Source organism: Usitatibacter rugosus, assembly GCF_013003965.1.
GTDB classification, from domain to species: Bacteria; Pseudomonadota; Gammaproteobacteria; order Burkholderiales; family Usitatibacteraceae; genus Usitatibacter; species Usitatibacter rugosus.
This window is the reverse complement of sequence record NZ_CP053069.1, coordinates 672,342-696,833: the sequence shown is the minus strand read 5'-3', so window position 1 is coordinate 696,833 and position 24,492 is coordinate 672,342. Positions and strand designations below refer to the sequence as shown.

Sequence of the window (24,492 nt, the reverse complement as noted above, 5' to 3'; positions counted from 1 at the left end):
GGTGCCTCTAGGGGGCGGGCTTGTAGACGTCGGGGCGGTGGATCTCGAGGTAGCGCGCGGGGTCGCCCATCGGCTTGAAGCCGAGGCCCTCGTAGAGCCCTTGCGCATCGCGCGTCATCAGCGAGAGACGGCGCAGGCCCTGCAGGTCCGGATGCTCGAGCACGCAGGCCACGAGCCACTTGCCGAGGCCGTCGCCGCGATGCGCCTCGTCCACGTACACGTCGCACAGGTAGCCGAACGTCGCGCGGTCCGTCACGACGCGCGCGAAGCCGATCTGCGCATCGCCACGATAGAGGCCGAAGCAGAGGGAGTTCGCGATCGCGCGGCGCATCGTGTCGCCGGGGATGCCCGAGGCCCAGTAGCTGCCCGTGATGAACCGCACCACCGTCTCGGACTGGAGGCGCGCGGGGTCGTCGGAGACGACGCAATCGCCCCGCCGCCACTCCCGCACCGGGCTAGCTGCGGTAGTCGGCATTGATCTTCACGTAGTCGTACGAGAAATCGCAGGTCCACACGGTGGCCGATTCGTCGCCGCGGCCGAGGCCCACGCGGATCGTGATCTCCGCGGGCTTCATCGCCGCCTTGCCCTGCTCCTCGGTGTAGCTCGCCGCGCGCCCGCCGCGTTCCGCGACGAGGAACTCGCCCAGGTGCAGCGTCACCTTCGTCGGATCGAGATCGGCGATGCCCGCGTTGCCCACGGCCGCGAGGATGCGTCCGAGATTGGGATCGGAAGCGAAGAAGGCCGTCTTCACCAGCGGCGAGTGCGCGATGCGCTTGCCCACGGCAAGGCATTCGGCGCGCGTGGCGCCGCCGTCGACCGCGATGGTGATGAACTTGGTGGCGCCCTCGCCGTCGCGCACGATCGCCTGCGCGAGGATTTGCGCGACCTCGAGCACCGCCTCGCAAAGGCGGGCGAACTCGGCCGTGCCCTCGCCGATGATGCGCGGGTTGCCCGCATGCCCGGTCGCGGCGATGACGAGCGAATCGTTGGTGGACGTGTCGCCGTCGACGGTGATCACGTTGAAGGAGCGTTCGGCCACGTAGCGCGTGAGGTGGGCCAGCGCCTCGCCGCCCACCGTGGCATCGGTGGCGATGAAGCCGAGCATCGTCGCCATGTTCGGCTGGATCATGCCCGCGCCCTTGGCGATGCCGGTCACGGTGATGGTGAACCCATCGATCACGACCTGGCGCGACACGGCCTTGGCGACGATGTCGGTGGTCATGATCGCCTCGGCCGCGGCTGCCCAGTTGTCGGGCTTGAGGTCGGCGACGCAGGCCGGGATGCCGGCGATGAGGCGGTCGACGGGCAGCGGCTCCATGATCACGCCGGTGGAGAACGGCAGCACCTGGTCGGCCTTGAGGCCGAGCGCCTCGGCCACGGCACCGCACGAGGCGCGCGCGTTGGCGAGGCCCGTCTCACCGGTTCCGGCATTCGCAACACCCGTGTTGATCACCAGCGCGCGGATCTCGCTCTTGGTCGCGAGATGCTCGCGGCAGACGATCACCGGAGCGGCGCAGTAGCGGTTCTGCGTGAAGACGCCCGCGAGACGCCCGCCTTCCGCCACCTCGACGATCAGAAGGTCCTTGCGGTTGGGCTTCCGGATCCCCGCCTTGGCGATGCCCAGCCGGACACCGGAGATGGAGAGGAGGGCTTCGGGCTTCGGGGGATCGAGATGGACAGGCATCCCCCGATTATAAAGAGGATGAATAAAGGGGTCAGAGTCCTTTATTGCCGCGAGCAATAAAGGACTCTGACCCCTTTATTCATCAATTCGTCAGCCGAGCTTGCCGTGGCACTGCTTGTACTTCTTGCCCGAGCCGCACGGGCACGGGTCGTTGCGGCCGACCTTGTTGGTCGAGCGCACGAACGGCGCGGCATCGCCCATCGCTTGCGGCGGCGGCGCTTCGGCGATGGCGACATCGCCTTCGTCCGCGAGCGCGGTCTCCGCGCCCGGGTGGTTGTACTGGACGTTCTTCACCACGCGCGACGCTTCCTCGGCGCGGCGTTCGGCTTCCTCGACCTGCTCCTGCGAGCGGATCTGCACGCCCATCAAATGGCGGGTCACGTCTCGCTTGATGGAATCCAGCATCGCGCCGAAGAGCTCGAAGGCCTCGCGCTTGTATTCCTGCTTCGGCTGCTTCTGCGCGTAGCCGCGCAGGTGGATGCCCTGGCGCAGGTAGTCCAGCGCCGCGAGGTGCTCGCGCCAATGCGTGTCGATCGACTGCAGCATGACCGCGCGCTCGTAGTGGTGCACGACCTCGGCGTCGATGTTGGTGAACTTGTCCGCGTAGGCCTTGGCCGAGGCCTCGATCACGCGCTCGGCGACCTTCGGGCCGTCCAGCGTCTCGTCGGCCTTGACCCAGTCGGCGACCGGCGCCTTCGTGTAGAAGTCGCTCTCGAGCTTGCGCTCGAGGCCGGCGATGTCCCATTGCTCCTCGACGGAGTCGGCGGGCATGTGCTCGACCACCGTATCGCCCAGCACGCCGGAGCGGATGGAGGCGATGGTCTGCGAGATGTCCTGGGACTCGAGCAGCTCGTTACGCTGCGCGTAGATGACCTTGCGCTGGTCGCTCGCGACGTCGTCGTATTCGAGCAACTGCTTGCGGATGTCGAAGTTGCGGGCCTCGACCTTGCGCTGCGCGTTCTCGATCGAGCGCGTGACGATCTTGGCTTCGATCGCCTCGCCCTCGGGGATCTTGAGCGCGCCCATCACCGCCTTCAGCTTCTCGCCGGCGAAGATCTTGAGCAGCGGATCCTCGAACGAGAGGTAGAAGCGCGAGGAGCCCGGGTCGCCCTGGCGGGCGGCGCGGCCGCGCAGCTGGTTGTCGATGCGGCGCGACTCGTGGCGCTCGGAGCCCACGATGTGCAGGCCGCCGGCAGCGACCACCTCGGCGTGCAGCCTGTCCCAATTGGCGCGGACGGCGGCGACCTTCGCATCCTTCTCGGAGTCGTTCAGCGCCTCGTCGGTCTTGATCAGCTGGATCTCGGGATCGGGATTGCCGCCGAGCACGATGTCCGTGCCGCGGCCCGCCATGTTGGTGGCGATGGTGACCATCTTCGGACGGCCGGCCTGCGTGACGATGTCCGCCTCGCGCGCGTGCTGCTTCGCGTTCAGCACCTGGTGCGGCAGGCCTTCCTTCTCCAGCAGCGTGGCGATCAGCTCGGAGTTCTCGATCGACGTGGTGCCGAGCAGCACGGGCTGGCCGCGCGCGTAGCAGTCCTTCACGTCGGTGATGATCGCGGCGTACTTCTCCTTCGCCGTGATGAAGACCTGGTCGTTGGAGTCCTTGCGGACCATCTTGCGGTGCGTGGGGATCAGCACCGTTTCGAGGTTGTAGATGTGCGAGAACTCGAAGGCCTCGGTGTCGGCCGTTCCCGTCATGCCGGAGAGCTTCTTGTAGAGGCGGAAGTAGTTCTGGAAGGTGATCGAGGCCAACGTCTGGCTCTCGTTCTTGATCGACGTGCCTTCCTTCGCCTCGACGGCCTGGTGCAGGCCCTCGGACCAGCGGCGGCCCTGCATCATGCGGCCGGTGAACTCGTCGACGATCACGACCTCGTCGTCCTGCACCACGTAGTGCTGGTCGCGGTGGTAGAGCGAATGGGCACGGACCCCGGCGTAGAGGTGGTGCATCAGGATGATGTTCGCCGGGTCGTAGAGGCTGGCGCCCTCGGGGAGGAGGCCGGCTTCGTTCATGAGCTGCTCGGCGTGCTCGTGGCCCTCTTCGGAGAGCGTGACCGAATGCTGCTTCAGGTCCACCCAGTAGTCGCCGGGCGCCTTCTCCTCGGGCTGGGGCTTGAGCTTCGGGATCAGCACGTTGATGCGCCGATAGAGCTCGGTCGAATCCTCGGCCTGGCCGGAGATGATGAGCGGCGTGCGCGCCTCGTCGATGAGGATCGAGTCGACCTCGTCGACGATCGCGAAGTTGAGTCCGCGCTGGAAGCGTTCGCCGACCTGCGTGGCCATGTTGTCGCGCAGGTAGTCGAAGCCGAATTCGTTGTTGGTGCCGTAGGTGATATCGGACTGGTAGGCCGCCTGCTTGTCCTGCGCGTCCATCTGCGGGATCACGACGCCCACCGACATGCCGAGGAAGCGATGGATGCGTCCCATCCATTCCGCGTCGCGCTTGGCGAGGTAGTCGTTCACCGTGACGACGTGCACACCCTTGCCGGTGAGCGCGTTCAGGTACGACGGCAGCGTGGCGACGAGCGTCTTGCCCTCGCCCGTGCGCATCTCCGCGATCTTGCCTTCGTGCAGCGCCATGCCGCCGACCAGCTGCACGTCGAAGTGCCGCATGCCGAGGATGCGCTTGCCCGCCTCGCGAACCGTGGCGAAAGCTTCGGGAAGGATGTCGTCGAGGGTCGCCCCGTCGGCGACGCGTTTCTTCAGCTCCGGGGTCTTGGCCTGGAGCTGTTCGTCCGTGAGCTTCTGGAACTCGGGCTCGAGGGCGTTGATCTGTTCGACGCGCTTCCGGTAGGTCTTGAGGAGGCGGTCGTTGCGGCTGCCGAATAGGGCTTTGAGGGCGGTCTGTAGCACGGATGGAGGGCGTCGAAAATGCGAAAACCGGCCCTGGGGGGCCGGTGAAAGCGAAATTATAAGGGAAAGGTGGGGCCGGGCCTTGGGGGATCAACCCCTGGGACCGCTACTTCCGGTAGGCGTTGCCGATCACCACGTCCTTGTTGCCGAGCGAGAGGAAGCGGTTGGGGTTGAGGGGGACGCCCTTTTCCCGGACTTCGAAGTGCAGGTGCGGGCCGGTCACGCGGCCGGTCTGGCCCACGAGCGCGATGTTCTGGCCCTTCATCACCACGTCGCCGATCTTCACCATGCTCTTGGAGAGATGGGCGTAGCGGGAGGTAAGGCCGTTCTCGTGGTCCACATCGACCAGATTGCCGTATTCGGCCTGGTACTCGACGGCGGAGACGATGCCGCCCGCGGCGGCGAGCACCGGCGTGCCCTGCGGCGCGATGAGATCCACGCCGGTGTGGAACGTCGAGCGGCCGTTGATGGGGTCGATCCGCGAGCCGTAGTTGGACGAGTAGTAGCCCGACTCGATGGGCAGCGTCGTTGGGATGGTCTTCCTCACGAGGCGGTCGTCCATCAGGTAGGAGTCGAGCACGCCGAGCTTGTCGGCGCGGTCGTCCAACACGCGCGAGATCTCGGTGAGCATCTGCTGGAATTCGGCCACGGTGATGTCGCGGCCGACGCCGTTCACGAGCGGGCCGCCCTGGCCGGGCTTCTCGTCGAAGCGGAACTCCTCGCGCTTGATGTTGGCGGCGCGGGCAAGGCGGTCGCCGAAGGCGTCGAGGCGGAGGATGCGGGCCTGGAGCTCGCCCACCTTCACGGCGAGGGCTCCGATGTTGTCCTTCAGCTCGGCTTCGTTCTTGCGGTTCTGTTCTTCGTGCAATGCGGCGAGCAGCGTGCGAAGGTACGGGTTGCGCAGGTCGACGGAGAACTTCATCGTCATGACATAGGTGGCCATGGCCAGCATGAAGCCGGCGGCCAGGATGCCAAAGGCGATGAAGAAGACCTGCGTCTGGGACAGCGTGACCGAACGGCTCTTCGCGAGGCTGTCCGAAACGAGAATAATGTTCACTGCTACCTCCCCGTCGTTCTTCTGATGGCTACCGATTCCGTATCCAAGGTCCTGGGCGATGCTCCCGAGCTGAAAGTGCTCCAGGAGCGCCTGAACCTCATTGATCGCTTGCAGCGAAGCTACCGGACCATCGCACCCGGAGAGCTGGCCAGAGTAAGCCGGGTGAGCGCCATCGATGGAACAACCGTTGTGATTTATGCCACCAGCGGGCCGGTTGCGGCGGCTCTGCGTCAGGTGGCTCCCCGCCTTCTTTCGGGCCTGCAGAAATCTAATGCATTGAAAGAAAACGAGAAAGCGGAGCTTACCGGAATACGGGTCGAAGTTCAAGTTGAAGTCCGCCCGGCCCGACGGGCGGTCGTTCCGAGGGAACCCATGCCGGTGGAACGCCTGGCCAAGGTCGCCGAGGCGATGTCCGACTCCCCCCTCAAGGAGACCCTGGGCCGGATGGCCCGCCCTCAGAGCAAGAGGACGCGGGAAAAGACGTAGACCAGGCCGGCGGCCACCAGCAGGACCAGCACCCACTGGGCCACCCGCCACGCGAGCCTCAGGTACTTCCGGTCCCGGGTGACCAGGAAGGCCACCCCGATGCCCAGCAGGAACAGGGCGCCGGCGATCAGGACAACCCGGATAACGAGCATGGGATTCCAATAAAGGGGTCAGACCCCTTTATTCGTCAGACGATGGCGAGATTGGCGAAGGCGCGGGGAAGCGCCTCGACCTGGTCGAAGGTCGCGACTTCCCAGGCGCTTTGGTCGGCCAGCAGCGCACGCACGAGCTGGTTGTTCAGCGCGTGGCCCGACTTGTGGCCGTGGAAGGCGCCGATCAGCGGGTGGCCGAGCATGTAGAGGTCGCCCACGGCGTCGAGCGCCTTGTGCTTCACGAACTCGTCGTCGAAGCGCAGGCCTTCGCTGTTCAGCACGCGGAAGTCGTCGATGACGATCGCGTTGTCGAGCGAGCCGCCGCGGCCCAGGCCCGCCGAGCGCATGGCCTCGACGTCCTGCGTGAAGCCGAAGGTGCGCGCGCGCGAGATCTCCTTCACGAAGGAGACGTCGGCGAAGTCGACCTCCACTTCGGAGCGGGTCGCATCGAACACCGGGTGGTCGAAGTCGATCGAGAACGCGAGCTTGAAGCCGTTGAAGGGCTCGAGCGAGACGTGCTTGTCGCCCTGCTCGATCGCCACGCGCTTCAGCACGCGGATGTATTTCTTCGGAGCGGCTTGTTCCTCGATGCCGGCGGCATTGATGAGGAACACGAACGTGCCCGCGCTGCCGTCCATGATCGGCACTTCCTCGGCCGACACGTCGACGAACGCGTTGTCGATGCCCAGGCCGGCAAAAGCCGACATGAGGTGCTCCACCGTGGAGACGCGGGCGCCTTCGTGCTCGACCACCGTCGCCATGCGCGTATCCGTGACGTTGGTGGCGCGCGCCGGGATCGCCGGATTGCCCGGGAGGTCGGAGCGGCAGAAGACGATCCCCGTGTCGATGGGCGCGGGGCGCAGCACCATCTCGACCTTGTGGCCGGTATGGAGACCGACGCCGGTGGCGCGCTTGATCGACTTGAGGGTTCGTTGGCGGATCATTTCCGTAATTATATCAGTATCTTATGAGCACGTCGAGCCCTAGGGCGTGCCCACGAAGAAGTAGAACCGCCCCTTGCCGTTCTTGCCGTCGGCGATGCCCACGTAGATCGGCCCGAAGGCGCTGTTCGTCGCGAGGTACGCGCCGAACGAGGACTGCCACCCCGTGAGGGAGGGCTCCGTGAACGAATCGCGCATCCGCCCGGCCTCGGCCGTGATGCCGCCGATCACGGCCAGCCCCAGCAAGGGGATGGGCCGCGTGAGGCGGTACTGCGCGTCCAGCCTCCCGTAGTAGTACTCCTCGCCGCGGAGCTGGTCCTGCGCGAAGCTCGCGAGCTTCCGCGGACCGCCCAGGGTGAAGAGGTCTCCCGGCGGCAGCGTGCCGTGCGTGGGCCCGCCGCCCTCGAGCTTGCCGAGGAAGATCAGGTCGCCCACCGAGAACGCGGCGCCGAGCTTGGCCTCCGCGAGCCCGTACTTCTTGAAGTCGCCATCCACGTGCTGTGCGTCGAAGATCCGCGCCTGTAGACGGTAGCCCTTCGTCGGGAAGTAGGCGAAGTCCTGTGTGTCGATATCCAGGCGCAGTTGCGGCCCGCCGCTGCGCAGCTTCACCTCCGGCAGGATCGGCGGCCCCGTCTCCACCGTGGCGCGTTGCCCGCGCTCCACCCACCCCACCTTCGCCTGGCCGTAGATGCCGAGATTCGCGCCGAGATCGAAGCCGGTGCGCCATCCCCGCGCGTAGTAGTCGGCCTGGTGCGAGCCGTTGTAGTACAGGGCCTCTTTCGTCGCGCCGATATCCGCGTAGCCGCTGACGAAAACGCGCTGGCGCCGTTCGACCGGCTGGTAGAACTCGGTCGCGAAGCGATGCTCGTTGCCGAGCTGCAGCGCGGTGAGCCACTCGGCGCCGTAGGAGTTGAGCCACGTGCGGCGATAGAGCGCCCGGATGTTGAACGTCGCGTCATGGAAATCGGACGAGAGGTTCAGGCCGAAGCGCAGGTAGTCCGGGCCCCATGCCTTCTCGACCGGCGTCACGCGCAGGATCGTCTTGTCGCGCTCGTTCAGCACGCTGTAGTCGACCGACTGCAGGTCCCCGCCGCTGTAGAGCAGGATCAGGTCGCTGGAGAGCTGCTTCGCGTCGAGCGCCTCACCCTCCTTCTGGCGAATGGCGTCGCGCACCGTCTCGGCATTCACGAACGACGTGTCCGCGACGCGCACCTCGTCGATGCGCGGGGCCGTCTTCACCGGCTGGTTGCGCAGGCGGTCGCGCCAGGCGTTGTACTCGGCCTCCGGAACCGAGAGCTTGCGCAGCTTCTCGATCTGCATCTGCGCGGTCTTCCGGCCCACGTCCGCCGCTTCCATCTGCCGTTGGAAATCGCCGGCCGTGATCGTGCCCAGCTCGGGGCGCATGTAGACGTCGTTGGGCTTCAGCGTCTGCAGCGAACGGGCCACGTTCTGCTCCGTGAGCAGGTTCACCATCTGGCCCACGACGCTCACGACACCTTGCACGGCCTCGGGCTCGAGCAGCGGCGAGCCGACGTTGATGGCAATCACGACGTCCGCGCCGCAGCGCTCGCGCACTTCCTGGATGGGGACGTTGTCGACCAGGCCGCCATCGACGAGCTTGCGACCTTCGCGCACCACGGGCGCCACTGCACCGGGCACCGACATGCTCGCGCGCATCGCGCTCGACAGGCCACCCGAGCGCATCGCCACGCGGTCGCCGTTGCCGATGTCGGTGGCGATCAGCGTGAGCGGCAGCGGAAGGTCCTCGATACGCCGCTCGCCGAACTCCGAGCGCACGAGCTGGTTGAAGAAGAGCTTCAGCTTCTCGCCAGCCACCGCGCCCTCGCGATAGCGCAACCCGCCCGAGGTCGCTCCGAACTCGAGCGCGGAGAGGAAACGGTCGTCCAGTTGCTTGCGGCGCAGGTTCAGCTCGTCGCGGCCCGCCGAATCGTCGAAGATGCCGCCCCAGTCGGTGTCGCGGATGGTTTGCTTCATGTGCTCGAGCGAGAGGCCCGACACGTAGGCGCCGCCCACGAGCGCGCCCATGCTGGTGCCGGCCACGCAATCGAACGGGATGCGCAGCTCTTCCAGCACCTCGAGCACGCCGAGGTGGGCGCCGCCGCGCGCGCCGCCGCCGCCGAGCACGAGCCCGATGCGGGGACGCGATTGCGGCGCGACCGCCTGGGCCAGCGCATCGACCGTGACGAGCGCAAGCAGCGCGGCGCCGAAGGCGCACGCTGCGGTTCGCGAGAGGATCATGGGAACGTCCTTGCTAGAATGAGTCGAATCGCAAAGGGGGCAACATGAGAATCGTACTGGCAGTCCTGCTCGGCCTCGTGACATCCGCGGGAGCGCAAGCGCCCTCGGCGCCGGTGCCGCTGCAAGCGAAGTGCGCCGAATGCGGCGTCGTGCGCTCCGTGAAGACGATCACCAAGGAAGAGAAGCCGACGCCGGCGGACAGCACCAAGCCCTCCGGCCTCGTGGCCACGATCCCCTTCGGCAAGGACGCCGGCCCGCCGCAGCTCGGCTCGTCGTCGAAGATCGGCCGCGACAAGGTGAAGGTCAACACACGCTGGGAAGTGACCGTGCGCCTCGACGACGGGCGCTTCCAGGTCGTGATGCTCGACGACGAGCCCGACCTTCGCGAAGGGGACAAGGTGCGCGTCGACGATGGAAAGGTCGCGCGCCGCGAGGACTAGGCGCCGCGTTACTGCGGCACCTTTTCCCATCCCTTCGAAGGATCGAACTTCGTGATCTTCGCGGCCGCATCGGCCGTGCCCGCTCCGAGATCCTTCTCGTACACGACGCCGTCGTGGTTCACGATGAAGGTCTTCACGCCGGAGATGCCGTAGTTCGCCGGAAACGCCAGCACCGCGAAGCCGCCGATCATGCGGCCGCCCGCCACGTAGTCGTACGCCCCACCCTGCGCGCTCTTACCCTGCGAGGTGAGGATCCGGTAGCTGTAGCCGTGGAAGGGCTCGATCTTGCCGCCGGCCTTTCCGCCGTAGCCGTCGCGAGCGGCCTCGGCCGCGAGCGCGCCCAGCGGGCTCGGCTTCTCGCCGGCCTTCGTGGCCCAGTACAAGCCGTCCTGCTTGCCCGTGGTCGAGCGAAAGAGCTTCGCGTACGCGCCGTCGTGCGTCTGCGCAAACTCGCGCTGCGCATCGACGACCGCGAGCAGCACCTGGATCGTGTCGAGCTCGTTGCGGCCCACGCGGCGGTTGATGACTTCCTCTTTTCCGGCGTTCACGTCGAAGGACCACTTGCCGGCCTTCTTCACGATCGGGGCCGGGAAGGGCCAGTCGTCGTCGCCCACGACGAGCGTCGCCTTCGCGTCGCCTTCCGCCTTCACGGACTTCTTCTTGTCGTAGCCTTCGAGGAAGCGCTTCCAGTCGGCGCGGTCGGAGACTTCGTCGCCCGTGAAGAGCCAGCTCTTCGAGGAGGGTCCGACGACGGCGAGGAGCTTGTTCCCCTCGCCCGAGCGAACCGCCTCGGCAAGCGCGGCCGCCGCTTCATCGGCGGTGGCGAACGTGCGTTGCTGCGTGGGCGCCGGCGTGGCCGCGAAGGCCCCGAAGGCCCCGAAGGCCAGCGCCGCTGCCGTGGTGGCGAGGATGCGGGAAGAAATTCTCATCAGGTTCATGGCTGTTCCTTGTTCGATGGGTGACGGGCCGATGCGGGCCTAACGGCGTCCGCCGCCGCCTCGTCCACCGCCGCCGCCGCCGCGGCTCATGGAGCCGCGCGAGCTCGCCGCGCGCGTCGAGGCGCCGCTGCCGGAGCCGGAGAAGCCGCCACTGCCGCCGCCGCGGGAATGGCTCCCCGCCGAGGCACCGCCGCCGTAGCTGCCACCGCCGCCTGCGCGGTCGCCACCGCCGAAGTTGCCGCCACCGCTACCGCCGCGATCGCCTCCGCCGAAATTGCCGCTGCCACCGCTGCGGTCGCTGGAGGACAGGCGCTGGCCGCCCTGCCCGCCTTGACTGCCGACGTTGCCACGCGCATCGGCGCCAAGCCCCGCGGATTCCGTACGCCCGCGGAACTGCTCACGCGATTGCGCCGCCGCCTGGTTCCCGCCGCGGTTGTACTTCTGGGCCGTGCCCTGGTCGCGGTACGAGACGCCCTTGCGGTGATCGGCGTTGTGGTTCCAGTTGTTGTTGTTATTGCTGATGTTGGTGCGGTTGAAGTTGTTGTACTTGTTGACGTTGATGTTCACGTCGCCGCCGCGCCAGCCGATGTTGCCCCAGATCGCGGCGCCCACGACCACGCCGGTCGCGAAGGCGAGACCCGGCGCATACACATAGCCCGGCGGGTACATGTAGTAGGGCGGATAGGACGGATACCACCACGTGCCGTAGACCACGCTCGGGTTGTACGTCGGCACGTAGACGACGTCGGGCTTGGCGGACTCGACGATGTACACCGTCTTGTCGCCTTCCTTCTCCGTCTTCACGTTCTGCTCGGGCGTGGACTTGAGGTTGCCGTTCTGCGCGGCCTTCGAGCGCAGCGACTGCACCGTGTCCATCACGTCCTTCTGCTGCGCGAGGAATGCGTCGCCCAGCTTCTGCGTCCAGTCGAGCTTGTCGTTCATCTGCTTCAGCACCGTCGGAACCGACGTGAGCGATTTCACGCTCGGATCCCACGTCTGCTTCTGCATCGCGTCCTCGAGCGCCTTGTCCTTCACGCCCGGGTTCGCGGCCGACCAGCGCGCGGCCTCGACGACCTCGAGCGGATAGGTGGACGCCATGAAGATCTGCGCGAGCAGCGCGTCCTGGTAGAGCGCGATCGGCGCGAGGATCGTGTCGAGGTCCTGCTGCGAGAAGGTTTTTGCACCGGCGGCAGGAGCCGCGGCCGTTTGCGTGGCGGGCTTCGCCGCGGGCGGCGCCATCTGCTGTCCGGTGGCGGCGGGCTGCTGGGCCCAGGCCAGCGGCAGGGTCAGCGTGACGGCGCATGCCGCCAGGACTTCGATTCTGCGTCTCATGGGACTCCTCCAGGGGCTGCTTGCCGCGATTATCGTCCGGCGCGGTTCGGACGTCATATCGTACTTTGGTCCCATCCACGCAGGGCGGGATTTCGGTGCATCCTACGGGTCCGCTCCACTCCTTACTACTCCTGACAGGGGATTTCGCATGAAAAGCACGTACGCCCTCGCCCTCCTCGCCGCGTCGCTCGCCGCCACGGCCGCGCTCGCGCAGCAACCCGCGGGAGGCGCCACCTCCACGACAGCTTCGGCGCCCGGGAAGCGCGTCGACACCAACACCGTGACTGCCACGGCGAAGGTCGAGGCCGTCGATCGCGCCAAGCGCGCGGTCACGCTGCGCGGGCCGGACGACAAGCCCGTCACGCTCACGCTCGGGCCCGAGGTGAAGAACTTCGACATGATCAAGGCCGGCGACCTGGTCGTCGTGAAGTACGTCGAGGCGCTGTCGATCGAGCTGAAGAAAGGTGGCACGGCTCCGGTCGCGAAAACCGAAACCGGTGGCATGGCGAAGGCAAAGCCGGGCGAAGTTCCCGCGGCCGTCGCGGGACGCCAGACGAAGGTCGTCACCAACGTGATCGCGATGGACGACAAGAAGCAGACGGTGACCCTCAAGGGTCCCGAAGGCGCACCGCGCGAAGTCAAGGTGCAGGATCCGGCCCAGTACAAGCTCGCGAAGGTCGGCGACCAGGTCGAGATCACGTACACCGAGGCCTTCGCCGTCGCGCTCGATCCCGTGCCTGCCGCACCGGCCAAGGCTCCGGCCCCGGCACCCGCACCCGCACCCGCCAAGAAGTAGCGTCGTAGTCCGGCGACACCCTCGCGGGTGTCGCCGCACCGGTCATCCGCGGCCGGGGTTCGCGCGTTACATGGGGGCAGACACCAAGAACTCTCCGGAGCCCCGATGAAGAGCCTATTGCTTCCCGCCGTTGCATTCGCCGTCCTCTCGCCCGCCGCGTTCGCGCAGGGCTTCTCCGACAGTGCCCGCGTCCTCGAGTCGCGCCCCGTGATCGAGCGCATCCCGATCAAGCGCGAAGAGTGCTGGAACGAGCAGGTGCGCACCTACGAGAACCGCACCGTCACCCGCACCGACACCGGTGCCTCCATCGGCCCGGGCACCGTGCTCGGCGCCATCATCGGCGGCGTGGCGGGCCACCAGGTCGGCAGCGGCCGCGGCAACACGGCGGCCACCATCGCCGGCACCATCGCCGGCGGCGCCATCGGCAACCAGGTCGACCGCAACAACCAGGCGCAGGCCACGGAAGTCGAGCGCGTGCCCACCACGCGCCAGGTGGAGAAGTGCCGCCAGGTCGAGGAAGTGCGCGAGGCCACCGTCGGCTACGACGTGCGCTACCTCTACAACGGCCACGAGCTGCGCACGCGCCTGCCGCACGATCCGGGCCCGCGCCTCAGGGTCGCGGTCGATGTGCGCCCCGTGGCGCCGGAGCACGCCCCGCCCCCGCCGCCGCCCGGCCCGCGTCCGCCGCGCTATTGATCTCGGCTGCGCGGTAAACAGTCGAGGGAGACGAGGGGGCGGTAGGTCTTTTTCCGTTCGGCACCCGGATCTGGCGGACCGTGGACTATTCGTAGGGAGTCGTCGCGTTGACGTCACTTGCGACGAGTGCGGATCGAAGTGCGTAGGCCGCATGATTTGGCCGCACTCCGACGCGAACGGTCCATTCGCCAGTCCTCCCGCCGAAGGAAAAGAGACCCACGCGCCCCCTGTCCCCCGCGGCCGTGTCGGATACGACGTTCGGTACCGAAGATCGGCGGCCGCAGACGTCGTGCTCCACGATGAACACCGAATCACACACGGTCGTGGAGGGCAGGGGGTCGCGTCGGGCTTTTTTCGTTCGGCGAGAGGACTGGCGGAATGAACCGTTCGCGTCGGAGTGCGGTGCAATAGCGCGGTGACGGATGTGCCCCCGCAACCTGTGCAAGCGACATCGACACGACGGCCGCACCCGACGAGTCCACGATCCGCCAGATCCGGGTGCCGAACGACAAAAGACCGACCGACCCCCTCGCCCTCCTCACATGTTGAATCGCGAGCAGCGGTGTAGGGAGTCAAAAGTGAAAACGGGCCCGCGCGAGGCGGGCCCGTGAAAGTGCGGCACCCGCCGCCGGGAGACGATCGGCGGCAGGTCCAGCGAGTGCGAAGCCCGGAGGTCCGGGCCTTCCTAGAGCAGCAACATCAATCCGCCTGCTTGCGCAGGAACGCCGGAATGTCGAGCATCTCGACGCCCGAATGCCGCAGCGCCTCGATCGTATGGTCCCGGCGGCGGCGGATCGCGGTGGGCTGGTCCAGCTCTTCGTAGTTCACGCCCTGCGCGTCGTCCGTTCCCGTGCGCTGCACCACTTGCATCACCGGCTGCTGGCGCTGCGCCTGCGGCCCGCCGAGGCCCGTGGCCACGATGGTCACGCGAAGCGCGTCGCCGATCGACTCGTCGAACACGCTGCCGTAGATCACGGTCGCGTCCTCGGCGGTGAACGAGCGGATGGTGTTCATCACCTCGTGCACTTCCTTCAGCTTCATCGTCTTGCTCGCGGTGATGTTCACCAGCACGCCACGCGCGCCCGAGAGGTGGATGTCCTCGAGCAGCGGCGAATGCACGGCTTGCTCGGCCGCGCACTGCGCGCGTTCCGGTCCCGACGCGGTGGCCGATCCCATCATCGCGACACCGTTCTCGCTCATCACCGTGCGCACGTCGGCGAAGTCCACGTTCACCGTGCCGGGGCAGTTGATCACCTCGGCGATGCCCGCGACGGCGCCGTTCAGCACGTCGTTGCTGGCGCGGAACGCGTCTTCGTACGTGACGTCCTCGCCCAGCACCTGCATCAGGCGGTCGTTGGGGATGATGATCAGCGAGTCGACATGTTGCTTGAGCTGGTCGATCCCGACGGCAGCCACCTTCTGGCGCTTGCCCTCGAACGCGAACGGCTTCGTGACAACCGCGACAGTGAGGATCCCCATCTCGCGCGCGATCTGCGCGATGACGGGCGCCGCACCGGTCCCGGTGCCGCCTCCCATGCCGGCCGTCACGAAGAGCATGTCGGCGCCCTGGATCAGCTCCGAAATGCGTTCGCGGTCTTCTTCCGCGGCGAGTCTCCCGACTTCGGGATTCGCGCCCGCGCCCAGGCCCTTGGTGATGCCATGGCCCAGCTGCAGCGTGGTCTTCGCGAGGCAGCGCTTCAGCGCCTGCGCGTCGGTGTTCATGGTCATGAACTCCACGCCGCTCACTCCGTTGTTGATCATGTGGTCGACCGCGTTTCCGCCGCAGCCGCCCACGCCGACCACCTTGATCACCGCTTCCGGCGAGGTGCTTTCCAACAGCTCGATCATCGTCGTCTCCTTTTTTCTAGAAATTGCCCTTGAACCACAACCTCATGCGTTCGAATACGTCCTTGAACCCCTGGCCCTGCATGCGTGCGTGCTGCTCGCGCTTCACCTGGTCGAGGCCGGCCATCAGCAGGCCCACGGCGGTGGCGTAGCGCGGATTGCGAACCACTTCGGAGAGCGCGCCCGTGTAGTTGGGAACGCCGACCCGGACGGGCATGTGGAAGACCTCTTCCCCCAGCTCGACCATGCCTCGCATCAACGAGGAACCGCCCGTGAGGACGATTCCGGAAGACAGCAACTCTTCCAGGCCGGAGGAGCGAAGCTCCCGCTGGATGAGCGAATAGAGTTCTTCGACGCGCGGCTCGATCACTTCGGCGAGCGTCTGGCGCGAGAGCTCGCGCGGGCCGCGTTCGCCGACGCCCGGCACCTCGATCATCTCGGTGGTGCTGGCGAGCTGGCGGAGCGCCACGCCGTGCTGGATCTTCAGCTCCTCGGCATCCTTGGTCGGCGTGCGAAGCGCCATCGCGATGTCGTTGGTGATCTGGTCGCCGGCGATCGGGATGACACTCGTATGGCGAATGGCGCCGTCGGTGAAGACCGCGATGTCGGTCGTGCCGCCGCCCACGTCGACGAGGCACACGCCCAGCTCCTTCTCGTCGTCGAGCAGCACGGCGTCGGAGGACGCGAGCGGCTGCAGCATGAGGTCGTGCACCTCGAGCCCGCACCGGCGCACGCACTTCATGATGTTCTGCGCGGCCGACACGGCGCCGGTCACGATGTGCACCTTCACCTCGAGGCGCATGCCGCTCATGCCGAGCGGCTGGCGGACGCTGCCCTGCCCGTCGATGATGAATTCCTGCTCGAGGATGTGCAGGACCTGCTGCTCGACCGGGATGTTCACGGCGCGCGCCGTCTCGATCACGCGGTCGATGTCGTACTGCTGCACTTCCTTGTCCTTGATCGCCACCATGCCGTGCGAGTTGAAGGACTTGATGTGGCTGCCGGCGATCGCGGTGATCACTTCCTTGATCTTCGCGTCGGCCATGAGCTCGGCTTCCTCGAGCGAGCGCTGGATCGCGTTCACCGTGGACTCGATGTTCACGACCACGCCCTTCTTCAGGCCCCGCGACGGATGGCTGCCCATGCCGATCAGGTTCAGCGTGTGCTCGGGCGTGATCTCGGCGACCAGCGTCACGATCTTCGACGTGCCGACGTCGAGGGCGACGAGGAGGTGGCGGGTATCGCGTTTGCGGGGATCGATCATGCTTTCTTCGTCTTGCTGGCGGTTTTCGGAGCCGGCGCTTCGGCCGGGCGCTTCAATGCGAATCCGTTCGGGTAGCGCAGGTCGGCGTAGCGCGGCGCGCCCTGCACGAGCTGCGGCCAGGCGGCGGCGAAGCGCTCGATGCGCGCGACCACGTCGCCGCGGCCGAGCTCCAGCACCAGGCCCGACTCCAGGCCCACCTGCCAGGCTCCGCGCGGCGAGAGGCGCAGCTCCTCGATCGGCGAGCCCAGCGGGGCGAGGGCCTTCGCGATGCCCGTGTACTGGTGCGTCATTTCCGCGGCCGAGCCGTCGGGTCCCAGGAACTTCGGGAGCTTGTCCGCGCTGCGGCCCGGGAAGACCTCGCCGTCCGGGCTCACGAGGAAGCCGTCGTTCCAGCGCGCCATCGCTTCGTAGGCGTCCAGCTGCACTTCCATGCCGTCGGGGAAGCGCCGGCGGGCGCTGGCATCGCGCACCCAAGGAAGCTTGCGGGCGGCCTCGCGCACGTTCGAGAGCGTGGCGGCACCGGGCGGCATGGCGCGAATTGCTTCGGCCAGCTTGTCGAGGTCCTCGCGCGCGATGCGATCGGATTCGCCGGTGAAGCCGACGCTCATCACGGGCTGCGCGTTGGCGCTCGTGTACGCGTACCAGCAGCCGCCGGCCAGCGCGGTGACGGCGACGGTTCCGAGCGCGATCCGCAGGGCGAGGTTCATGCGGGCGGCCTCCCGTCGAGCGCCGCGCCTTCGAGGATGCGCACGCAGAGATCCGGGTACGGCATGCCGGTCGCCTTCGCGGCCATCGGCACGAGGCTGTGGCTGGTCATGCCGGGCGAAGTGTTCATCTCGAGGAAGGAGAAGGTGCCGTCGGGACGCAGCATCGCGTCGGCGCGCCCCCAGCCCCGGCAGCCCAGCACGCGAAAGCTCTTCAGCGTGAGCTTGCGGATCTCGTCCTCGACCTCCGCGCGAATGCCCGAGGGGCAGTGGTAGCGCGTGTCGTCGGTGAAGTACTTGTTCTGGTAGTCGTAGTTGCCCTGCGGCGCCTCGATGCGGATCAGCGGCAGCGCGACCTCGCCCAGCACCGAGGCCGTGAGCTCCTGCCCGGCGATGAATTCCTCGGCGATCACGAGGTCGTCGTACTTCGCCGCGAGCTCGTAGGCCTCGGGCAGGTCGGCGATGCGCATCACTTTCGTGAGGCCGATCGTCGAGCCCTCGCGCACCGGTTTCATGATGAGCGGCATGCCAAGTGTGTCGGCGACCCTGTCCCAATCGGAGGTGCGCTTCACCATCGCGAAGCGCGGCGTGGGAATGCCGGCCGCGAGCCACACGAGCTTGGTGCGCCACTTGTCCATGGCGAGCGCCGAGCCCATCACGCCGCTGCCGGTGTAGGGGATGCGCAGCACTTCGAGGGCGCCCTGCACGGTGCCGTCCTCGCCGAAGCGGCCGTGCAGCGCGATGAAGGCGCGGTCGAACTTCTCGCGCTTCAAGTCGAAGAGCTCGCGCTCGGCCGGATCGAAGGCATGCGCGTCCACGCCCTTCTCGCGAAGCGCGGCGAGGATGCCCTTGCCGGACATCAAGGAGATCTCGCGCTCCGCGGACGGACCGCCCATCAAGACCGCGACTTTGCCCATTCCGTGCATCAGTGAACTTCCTTCTTCAACACGGAGGACACAGAGGGGGCACAGAGGACACAGTGAAAAGGGAGCCGTGGGATCGCACGGGGATGGTCATGACGATCCCGACCCAAGATTCGCATTGGGTTTCCTCTGTGTCCTCTGTGCCGCCTCTGTGTCCTCTGTGTTTCCATTCCGTGTTTCAACCTTGTTTGCCCACAGCTGCATCACCCACGATCCGCACCTCGCGGATCAATTCGATTCCCGTCTTCGCGAGCACCTCGGCCTGCACGTGGTCGACCAGCGACTCGATGTCGAGCGCCGTCGCCGTGCCGAGGTTTACGATGAAATTCGCGTGCTTCGGCGAGACCTGCGCGCCGCCGATCGCGTGGCCCTTCAGCCCGCACGATTCGATCAACCGCGCCGCGTGGTCGCCCGGCGGGTTGCGGAAGACGCTGCCCGCGTTCGGCTGGTTCAGCGGCTGCGTGGCCACACGGCGCGAGAGCAGCTGCTTCATGCCCGCCATCGCCTCGGCCTCGACGCCCGGCTTGAATTCGAACGTGCCGGACACGAACCATTCGTCGCGCGGCGTCGCCGGGACGCAGTGGCGGTAGCCGATGTCGAAGTCCGAAGGCGCACGCGAGCGCAGCACGCCCGAGCGGTCCACGGTCTGCACCGACGCCACGTGGCGCCACGTCTCGCCGCCGTAGCAGCCGGCGTTCATCGCGAGCGCCCCGCCGATCGTGCCGGGCACGCCGGCCATCCATTCCGCGCCGGCGCCGCCGTGCTTGGCGACGTGCCGGGCGAGGTGTGGCGTGGGAACGCCCGCCATCGCGGTGAAGCGAAGCGGAGCCTCGTCGGTGATGCCGATCAATGCGTGGTGCGTGTGGATCACGGTGCCGGGGAAGCCACCGTCGCGCACGAGCAGGTTGCTGCCGAGGCCGACGAACAGGACCGGCTCGCCCGCCGGCAGGTCGCGCAGGAACGCGCAGAGCTCGTCCAGGCCCACGGGGTGGAAGAAGGTGCGCGCGGCGCCGCCGGCGCGCCAGCTCACGTGGCGAGCCATCGGTTCGTCGCGGCGGAGGCGGGGGAGGTCGCTCATCTCCATCTCAGCTCCGCTTGCGCTTCGTGAGGGCCGGCATCGACAGCTCCGGGGCCAGCCCGCCGATGGATCCGGCGCCGATCACGAGGACCACGTCGTCGGCCTTCACGCGATCGAGCACCGCCTCGCGCATCGCACCGACCTCCTCGACGAACACCGGCTCGACCTTGCCGGCCACGCGGATCGCGCGGGCGAGCGAGCGGCCGTCGGCGGCGACGATCGCTGCCTCGCCGGCGGAATACACGTCGGCCAGCACCAGCTCGTCGACGGTCGAGAGCACGCGCACGAAATCCTCGAAGAGGTCGCGCGTGCGGGTGTAGCGATGCGGCTGGAAGGCGACCACGAGGCGGCGTCCGGGGAAGGCCCCGCGTGCCGCGGCGATGGTCGCGGCCATCTCGACCGGATGGTGGCCGTAGTCGTCCACGAGCGCGTAGGTCCCGCCCTCGACGAGCGCGACGTCCCCGTAGCGCTGGAAGCGCCGGCCCACACCGGTGAATTCCATCAACGCCTTCTGGATCGCGGCCTCGGAAGCGCCCACCTCGCGCGACACGGCGATCGCGGCGAGCGCGTTCCTCACGTAGTGCTCGCCCGGCAGGTTCAGCGTGACCTCGAGCGGCTTGAAGTGGTTGATGTACGAGACGGCGGTGAACTTCATCTGGCCGCCCGCCCAGCGCACGTGCTCGCCGCGCAGGTCCGCTTCCGACGAGATGCCGTAGGTGAGGATCGGCTTGGTGACCCGCGACATGATCGAGGCCACGTGCGGATCGTCCTTGCAGAGCACGGCGAGCCCGTAGAACGGCAGGTGGCCGAGGAACTCGACGAAAGCGCCCTTCAGCTTCTCGAAGTCCTGCTCGTAGGTGTCCATGTGATCCGCGTCGATGTTGGTGACGACGGAGATCACGGGCTGGAGATACAGGAACGACGCGTCGCTCTCGTCGGCTTCCGCGACGAGGAACTCGCCCTTGCCGAGCTTGGCGTTGGTGCCGATGGAGTTCAAGCGCCCGCCGATCACGACGGTCGGGTCGAGCCCGGCCTCGGCCAGGATCGCGGACACGAGCGAGGTCGTGGTCGTCTTGCCGTGCGTTCCGGCGATGGCGATGCCCTGCTTGAAGCGCATCAGTTCGGCCAGCATCATCGCGCGCGGCACGATCGGCACGTGTGTCTCGCGGGCCTTCACGACTTCGGGATTGTCGGGCTTCACGGCGGACGACACGACGACGGCATCCGCATCCGCGACGTTGGCCGCGGCATGGCCGATCGCGACCTTGATGCCCATCTCACGAAGGCGCTTCACCGCGGAGTTCTCGGAGAGATCCGAGCCCGTGACCGTGTAGCCAAGGTTGCCGAGCACTTCGGCGATGCCCGACATGCCCGAACCGCCGATGCCGACGAAGTGGATGCGCTTCACCTTATGCCGCACGGCAAAGCTCCTCGCATACGGTGGCGCACGCAGCCGTCGCGCCGGGTTTGCCCAGGGCGCGGGCCTTGCTCGCGACCTCCATCAGCCGCTCGCGCGTGAGCCCGCGCAGGATCGCGGCCAGGCCCTCGGGCTTCGTCTCGAGCTGCGCCAGCGTCATGCCGGCATCGCGGTCGGAGAGGAAGCGGGCGTTCGCCATCTGCTCGTCGGCGACGAACCACGGCAGCGGAAAGAGGATGGAGGCGAGGCCCGCGGCGGAAATCTCGGCGACCGTCACCGCGCCCGAGCGGCACACGATCACGTCGCACCATGCGTAGCGCGAGGCCATGTCGTCGATGAAGGGCACGACCTCGCCCAGCACGCCCGCTTCGCGATAGTCGTCGGCGAGCTTGGCGTGCAACTTGGCGCCGGCCTGGTGGACCACGTGCGGGCGGTCGGCTTCGGGCATCGCCTTCAGCGCGGCCAGCACGAGGTCGTTCATCGTCTGCGCGCCGAGGCTGCCGCCCACGACCAGCAGGCGCAGCGGCCCGCCGCGGCCCGCGAAGCGCTGCTCGGGCGGCGGAAGCGAGGTGATCTCGGATCGCACCGGCGTACCGAGCCAGTCGACGCGGCGCGGTTTCGGAATGTGGTTGGCGTACGCCTCTGCGATCGGCCGGTCGAACGAGCCTTCCATGCCCACGATCACGCGGTTGGCGACGATCCCGAGGATGCGATTGGTGATCCCGGCCACGGCGCCGGGCTCGTGCACGACGAGCGGGCGGCCCCACAGCACCGACATCATTCCGCCAGGGAACGCGACGTAGCCGCCCATCGAGAGCACCACGTGCGGCTTGTAGCGGAAGATCGCCTTCGTCGCCTGCCAGTACGCGACCATGATGCGAAGCGGGAGCTTCAGCCACGCGCCCGCACCCTTGCCGCGCACGCCGGTCATGTTCACGGTGACCATCGGGTAGCCGGCATCGCCGACCAGCTTGTTCTCCATGCCCGTGGGCGTGCCCATCCACACCACGCTCCAGCCGCGCCCCACCAGCTCCTTGGCGATCGCGAGGCCCGGGAACACGTGTCCTCCGGTGCCGGCCGCCATGATCATGATGGTGTGGTTCATAGCGACCCACCCTTCATGAGGTATCGGTTCTCGTGATCGACGCGCAGCAGGATGCCCACCGCGATGCAGTTCACGACGATGCCGCTGCCGCCGAACGAGAGCAGCGGAAGCGTGAGGCCCTTGGTCGGCAGCAGGCCCATGTTCACGCCCATGTTGATGAACGCCTGGGCCGCGAGCCACACGCCGATGCCCTGAGCGACGAGGGCCGCGAAGTAACGCTCGAGGCTCGCCGCACGCCGTCCCACGGCGAAGGCGCGGTGCACGAGGAAGAGGAAGAGCGTGATCACGACCGCCACGCCGGCGAAGCCCAACTCCTCGGCGATCACCGCGAGCAGGAAGTCGGTGTGCGCCTCGGGCAGGTAGAAAAGCTTCTCGACGCTGGCGCCCAGGCCCACGCCCAGCCACTCGCCGCGCCCGAAGGCGATGAGCGAGTGCGAGAGCTGGTAGCCCTTGCCGTATGCATCGCTCCACGGATCCATGAAGCCCACGATCCGCTGGAAGCGATAGGGCGAGGAGATGATCAGCACGACGAACGCCACCGCGAGCAGCACGGCGAGGCCCGCGAACAGGCGCCAGTTCAAGCCGCCCAGGAAGAGGATCGTCATCGCGATCGTGGTGATCACGACCAGCGCGCCGAAGTCCGGCTCGCGAAGCAGCAGCGCGGCGACGAACGTCATCACCGCGAACATCGGCAGGAAGCCCTTGCGGAAGTCGTCCATGAACGCGGCCTTGCGCACCGTGTAGTCGGCGGCGTAGAGCACGACGAAGAGCTTCATCAGCTCCGAGGGCTGGAAGGTGGCGATGCCGAACGGGATCCAGCGGCGGCTGCCGTTCACCTCGCGGCCGAGGCCGGGGATCAGCACGATCACGAGCAGGCCCACGCCCGCCATGAAGAGCCAGGGCGAGGCCTTCTGCCACACCCACAGCGGCACGCGGAAGAGCGCCGCCGCCGTCGCCACGCCGATCGCGAGGTAGGTCGCGTGCCGGCCGAGGAAGAAGCTGGAGCGGAAGCCCGTGAAGCGCTCGGCCTCCGCCATCGCGATGGACGCGGAGTAGACCATCACCAGGCCGATGCACAGCAGCAGCAGCGCGGACCAGAGCAAGCCCTGGTCCAGGCCGAGATCCTGCGGCACGGGCTGCCGATAGAGGGGCATTACCGTACGCCCTCCACGACGGCGCGCGCCGCGGCAGCGAACACTTCGCCGCGATGGCCGTAGTTGCGGAACATGTCGAGGCTCGCGCACGCGGGCGAGAGCAGCACCGCGTCGCCGGGCTTGGCGAGCGCGTGCGCCGTGCGCACCGCCTGCTCCATCGAGCTCGCGCGCTCGAGCGTGACGCCGGTCCCCGCGAGCGCCTTCGCGATCGCCTCGGAGTCGCGCCCGATCAGCACCACCGCGCGCGCCCTCGCCTTCACGGCGGGTGCGAGCGGCGAGAAGTCCTGGCCTTTGCCGTCGCCACCGGCGATCAGCACGACCGGCTGCGTGAAGCCCTCCAGCGCGGCCACGGAAGCTCCGACGTTGGTGCCCTTCGAATCGTCGTAGAAGCGCACGCCGCCCGTCTCCGCCACGAGCTGCACGCGGTGCGGCAGGCCGCGGAAATCGCGGATCGCCTGGGCCATCGCGTCCTCGGGCAACCCGATGGCGGTGCCGAGCGCGTGGGCCGCCATCGCGTTCATCGCGTTGTGCAGCCCGGGAATCGCGACCTCGTCCAAAGCGAAGAGCTCGCGCTTGCCGCGGCGCACGGCGCGGCGCGCTTCATCGAGGCCCCACTCCGTGTCGTTCTCCGGCACGCCCAGCCCGAAAGTGAAGGTGCTCGACGTGCGCTCCGACATCGCCAGCGTGACGGGGTCATCGCGATTGACCACGCGCGTGCGGCACGAGCGGAAGATGCGCGCCTTCGCCGCCGCGTAGTGCGCCATCGATTCGTAGCGGTCGAGGTGGTCCTGCGTCACGTTGAGCACCGTCGCGGCGTCGCACGCGAGATGGGAGGTGGTTTCGAGCTGGTAGCTGGAGAGCTCCACCGCCCACACGTCCACGGGCTGCGATTCCGCGGCCTCGAGCGCGTCCAGCACGGGCAGGCCGATGTTGCCCACGGCCTGGGCACGAAGCGACGCGGCGCGCGCCATCTCGCAGGCGAGCGCCGTCACCGTCGACTTTCCGTTCGTGCCCGTGACGCCGATCACGCGTGCGTTTCCCTTCCCGCGGAGCTCGCGCGCGAAGATCTCGATGTCGCCGACGATCTCGATGCCGCGCTGCGCGGCTTCGCGAAGGATCGGCTCCCGGAGCGCAATACCCGGACTCGCAACGATCGTGTCCACGCCTTCCAGAAGGGCCGGCGCGAAGGCGCCGAGATCCAGGCGGAGGCCCGCCTGCTCTTCACGGATCTTTCCCAGGGCCGGAGGCGACGCTCGCGAATCGGCTGCGCGCAACAGCGCTCCCCGTTTCGCCAGCCAACGAAGCGTCGAAAGCCCCGAGTCACCCAGGCCGAGAACGAGAACCTGCCTGCCTTTCCAGTCATCGCTCAT

General features: G+C 67.6%; 22 protein-coding genes. 4 read left to right on the top strand and 18 right to left on the bottom strand.

Features of this window, described 5'->3' with window-relative positions; genetic code table 11:
- Positions 1–7: 7 nt before the first annotated feature.
- The 4 genes from DSM104443_RS03600 to DSM104443_RS03585 form a co-directional block, all read right to left on the bottom strand.
- Positions 8–475 (bottom strand): GNAT family N-acetyltransferase, encoded by a 468-nt coding sequence (locus DSM104443_RS03600; protein ID WP_171089534.1) that lies wholly within the window; start codon positions 473–475, stop codon positions 8–10.
- Positions 456–1,685, bottom strand: a complete 1,230-nt coding sequence (argJ, locus tag DSM104443_RS03595; RefSeq protein ID WP_171089531.1) for a bifunctional glutamate N-acetyltransferase/amino-acid acetyltransferase ArgJ — start codon at positions 1,683–1,685, stop codon at positions 456–458. The genes DSM104443_RS03600 and argJ overlap by 20 nt, the downstream gene beginning before the upstream one ends.
- Before the next feature lie 90 nt (positions 1,686–1,775).
- Entirely contained in the window at positions 1,776–4,535 is a 2,760-nt protein-coding gene (secA, locus tag DSM104443_RS03590; protein WP_171089530.1) for a preprotein translocase subunit SecA, read from the bottom strand.
- Between the two features lie 106 nt (positions 4,536–4,641).
- The gene (locus DSM104443_RS03585) at positions 4,642–5,592 is read right to left on the bottom strand and encodes a M23 family metallopeptidase (RefSeq protein ID WP_171089528.1); all 951 of its coding nucleotides are present in this window, start codon (positions 5,590–5,592) and stop codon (positions 4,642–4,644) included.
- A 24-nt stretch (positions 5,593–5,616) separates the two neighbouring features.
- Here DSM104443_RS03585 and DSM104443_RS03580 point away from each other — a divergent pair, with 24 nt between their 5' ends.
- The gene (locus DSM104443_RS03580) at positions 5,617–6,078 is read left to right on the top strand and encodes a DciA family protein (protein WP_171089526.1); all 462 of its coding nucleotides are present in this window, start codon (positions 5,617–5,619) and stop codon (positions 6,076–6,078) included.
- On the opposite strand, the gene DSM104443_RS03575 is transcribed toward DSM104443_RS03580, so the two are convergent.
- The 3 genes from DSM104443_RS03575 to DSM104443_RS03565 are packed head-to-tail and all read right to left on the bottom strand — an operon-like array spanning position 6,048 to position 9,430.
- Positions 6,048–6,230 (bottom strand): hypothetical protein, encoded by a 183-nt coding sequence (locus tag DSM104443_RS03575; protein WP_171089524.1) that lies wholly within the window; start codon positions 6,228–6,230, stop codon positions 6,048–6,050. The two genes, DSM104443_RS03580 and DSM104443_RS03575, sit on opposite strands and share 31 nt — an antisense overlap.
- 35 nt (positions 6,231–6,265) lie before the next feature.
- On the bottom strand, positions 6,266–7,174 hold the full coding sequence (gene lpxC / locus DSM104443_RS03570) for a UDP-3-O-acyl-N-acetylglucosamine deacetylase (protein WP_171089522.1): 909 nt from the start codon (positions 7,172–7,174) through the stop codon (positions 6,266–6,268).
- 39 nt (positions 7,175–7,213) lie between these two features.
- Entirely contained in the window at positions 7,214–9,430 is a 2,217-nt protein-coding gene (locus tag DSM104443_RS03565; protein ID WP_171089520.1) for a patatin-like phospholipase family protein, read from the bottom strand.
- 44 nt (positions 9,431–9,474) lie between these two features.
- Here DSM104443_RS03565 and DSM104443_RS03560 point away from each other — a divergent pair, with 44 nt between their 5' ends.
- A complete protein-coding gene (locus tag DSM104443_RS03560; protein WP_171089518.1) occupies positions 9,475–9,870 on the top strand; it encodes a hypothetical protein in 396 nt (131 codons plus the stop codon).
- Positions 9,871–9,878: 8 nt separating this feature from the next.
- On the opposite strand, the gene DSM104443_RS03555 is transcribed toward DSM104443_RS03560, so the two are convergent.
- Both DSM104443_RS03555 and DSM104443_RS22000 read right to left on the bottom strand, forming a co-directional pair.
- A complete protein-coding gene (locus tag DSM104443_RS03555; protein WP_212756921.1) occupies positions 9,879–10,808 on the bottom strand; it encodes a DUF2950 domain-containing protein in 930 nt (309 codons plus the stop codon).
- A 39-nt stretch (positions 10,809–10,847) separates the two neighbouring features.
- Positions 10,848–12,140 carry a DUF3300 domain-containing protein gene (locus tag DSM104443_RS22000; RefSeq protein WP_171089516.1) on the bottom strand — a complete coding sequence of 431 codons (1,293 nt, stop codon included), beginning with the start codon at positions 12,138–12,140 and terminating at the stop codon, positions 10,848–10,850.
- A 148-nt stretch (positions 12,141–12,288) separates the two neighbouring features.
- Between DSM104443_RS22000 and DSM104443_RS03545 the strand changes: the two genes are divergently transcribed.
- Both DSM104443_RS03545 and DSM104443_RS03540 read left to right on the top strand, forming a co-directional pair.
- The gene (locus tag DSM104443_RS03545; protein ID WP_171089514.1) at positions 12,289–12,936 is read left to right on the top strand and encodes a hypothetical protein; all 648 of its coding nucleotides are present in this window, start codon (positions 12,289–12,291) and stop codon (positions 12,934–12,936) included.
- A gap of 105 nt (positions 12,937–13,041) precedes the next feature.
- Positions 13,042–13,632, top strand: coding sequence for a glycine zipper 2TM domain-containing protein (locus DSM104443_RS03540; protein ID WP_171089512.1), 591 nt, complete (start codon positions 13,042–13,044; stop codon positions 13,630–13,632).
- Positions 13,633–14,331: 699 nt separating this feature from the next.
- Here the strand turns inward: DSM104443_RS03540 and ftsZ are convergent.
- The 9 genes from ftsZ to murD all read right to left on the bottom strand — a co-directional run bounded on the left by ftsZ (position 14,332) and on the right by murD (position 24,492).
- Positions 14,332–15,480 (bottom strand): cell division protein FtsZ, encoded by a 1,149-nt coding sequence (gene ftsZ, locus DSM104443_RS03535; protein WP_171089510.1) that lies wholly within the window; start codon positions 15,478–15,480, stop codon positions 14,332–14,334.
- A gap of 16 nt (positions 15,481–15,496) precedes the next feature.
- Entirely contained in the window at positions 15,497–16,741 is a 1,245-nt protein-coding gene (gene ftsA / locus DSM104443_RS03530; protein ID WP_171089508.1) for a cell division protein FtsA, read from the bottom strand.
- Positions 16,738–17,448 carry a cell division protein FtsQ/DivIB gene (locus DSM104443_RS03525; RefSeq protein ID WP_171089507.1) on the bottom strand — a complete coding sequence of 237 codons (711 nt, stop codon included), beginning with the start codon at positions 17,446–17,448 and terminating at the stop codon, positions 16,738–16,740. Before DSM104443_RS03525 ends, ftsA begins: the two co-directional genes overlap by 4 nt.
- Positions 17,445–18,371 carry a D-alanine--D-alanine ligase gene (locus DSM104443_RS03520; RefSeq protein WP_171089505.1) on the bottom strand — a complete coding sequence of 309 codons (927 nt, stop codon included), beginning with the start codon at positions 18,369–18,371 and terminating at the stop codon, positions 17,445–17,447. The genes DSM104443_RS03525 and DSM104443_RS03520 overlap by 4 nt, the downstream gene beginning before the upstream one ends.
- A gap of 175 nt (positions 18,372–18,546) precedes the next feature.
- Entirely contained in the window at positions 18,547–19,446 is a 900-nt protein-coding gene (gene murB, locus DSM104443_RS03515) for a UDP-N-acetylmuramate dehydrogenase (protein WP_171089503.1), read from the bottom strand.
- 7 nt (positions 19,447–19,453) lie between these two features.
- Positions 19,454–20,866 carry a UDP-N-acetylmuramate--L-alanine ligase gene (gene murC / locus DSM104443_RS03510; RefSeq protein ID WP_171089501.1) on the bottom strand — a complete coding sequence of 471 codons (1,413 nt, stop codon included), beginning with the start codon at positions 20,864–20,866 and terminating at the stop codon, positions 19,454–19,456.
- Entirely contained in the window at positions 20,856–21,968 is a 1,113-nt protein-coding gene (gene murG, locus DSM104443_RS03505) for an undecaprenyldiphospho-muramoylpentapeptide beta-N-acetylglucosaminyltransferase (RefSeq protein WP_171089499.1), read from the bottom strand. The genes murC and murG overlap by 11 nt, the downstream gene beginning before the upstream one ends.
- Complete coding sequence (ftsW, locus tag DSM104443_RS03500) at positions 21,965–23,122, bottom strand: putative lipid II flippase FtsW (protein ID WP_171089497.1); 1,158 nt, start codon at positions 23,120–23,122, stop codon at positions 21,965–21,967. Before ftsW ends, murG begins: the two co-directional genes overlap by 4 nt.
- Positions 23,122–24,492, bottom strand: a complete 1,371-nt coding sequence (murD, locus tag DSM104443_RS03495; RefSeq protein WP_171089495.1) for a UDP-N-acetylmuramoyl-L-alanine--D-glutamate ligase — start codon at positions 24,490–24,492, stop codon at positions 23,122–23,124. Before murD ends, ftsW begins: the two co-directional genes overlap by 1 nt.

What these genes read in the sequence shown, in the direction of transcription:
- DSM104443_RS03555 (WP_212756921.1), bottom strand. Translation starts at nt 10,808, where the DNA reads ATGAACCTGATGAGAATTTCTTCCCGCATCCTCGCCACCACGGCAGCG.
- lpxC (WP_171089522.1), bottom strand. Translation starts at nt 7,174, where the DNA reads ATGATCCGCCAACGAACCCTCAAGTCGATCAAGCGCGCCACCGGCGTC.
- DSM104443_RS03520 (WP_171089505.1), bottom strand. Translation starts at nt 18,371, where the DNA reads ATGCACGGAATGGGCAAAGTCGCGGTCTTGATGGGCGGTCCGTCCGCG.
- DSM104443_RS03525 (WP_171089507.1), bottom strand. Translation starts at nt 17,448, where the DNA reads ATGAACCTCGCCCTGCGGATCGCGCTCGGAACCGTCGCCGTCACCGCG.
- DSM104443_RS03565 (WP_171089520.1), bottom strand. Translation starts at nt 9,430, where the DNA reads ATGATCCTCTCGCGAACCGCAGCGTGCGCCTTCGGCGCCGCGCTGCTT.
- murD (WP_171089495.1), bottom strand. Translation starts at nt 24,492, where the DNA reads ATGAGCGATGACTGGAAAGGCAGGCAGGTTCTCGTTCTCGGCCTGGGT.
- ftsZ (WP_171089510.1), bottom strand. Translation starts at nt 15,480, where the DNA reads ATGATCGAGCTGTTGGAAAGCACCTCGCCGGAAGCGGTGATCAAGGTG.
- DSM104443_RS03540 (WP_171089512.1), top strand. Translation starts at nt 13,042, where the DNA reads ATGAAGAGCCTATTGCTTCCCGCCGTTGCATTCGCCGTCCTCTCGCCC.
- murB (WP_171089503.1), bottom strand. Translation starts at nt 19,446, where the DNA reads ATGAGCGACCTCCCCCGCCTCCGCCGCGACGAACCGATGGCTCGCCAC.
- DSM104443_RS03580 (WP_171089526.1), top strand. Translation starts at nt 5,617, where the DNA reads ATGGCTACCGATTCCGTATCCAAGGTCCTGGGCGATGCTCCCGAGCTG.
- DSM104443_RS03560 (WP_171089518.1), top strand. Translation starts at nt 9,475, where the DNA reads ATGAGAATCGTACTGGCAGTCCTGCTCGGCCTCGTGACATCCGCGGGA.
- DSM104443_RS03575 (WP_171089524.1), bottom strand. Translation starts at nt 6,230, where the DNA reads ATGCTCGTTATCCGGGTTGTCCTGATCGCCGGCGCCCTGTTCCTGCTG.
- DSM104443_RS22000 (WP_171089516.1), bottom strand. Translation starts at nt 12,140, where the DNA reads ATGAGACGCAGAATCGAAGTCCTGGCGGCATGCGCCGTCACGCTGACC.
- ftsA (WP_171089508.1), bottom strand. Translation starts at nt 16,741, where the DNA reads ATGATCGATCCCCGCAAACGCGATACCCGCCACCTCCTCGTCGCCCTC.
- DSM104443_RS03545 (WP_171089514.1), top strand. Translation starts at nt 12,289, where the DNA reads ATGAAAAGCACGTACGCCCTCGCCCTCCTCGCCGCGTCGCTCGCCGCC.
- argJ (WP_171089531.1), bottom strand. Translation starts at nt 1,685, where the DNA reads ATGCCTGTCCATCTCGATCCCCCGAAGCCCGAAGCCCTCCTCTCCATC.
- ftsW (WP_171089497.1), bottom strand. Translation starts at nt 23,122, where the DNA reads ATGCCCCTCTATCGGCAGCCCGTGCCGCAGGATCTCGGCCTGGACCAG.
- DSM104443_RS03600 (WP_171089534.1), bottom strand. Translation starts at nt 475, where the DNA reads ATGCCGACTACCGCAGCTAGCCCGGTGCGGGAGTGGCGGCGGGGCGAT.
- murG (WP_171089499.1), bottom strand. Translation starts at nt 21,968, where the DNA reads ATGAACCACACCATCATGATCATGGCGGCCGGCACCGGAGGACACGTG.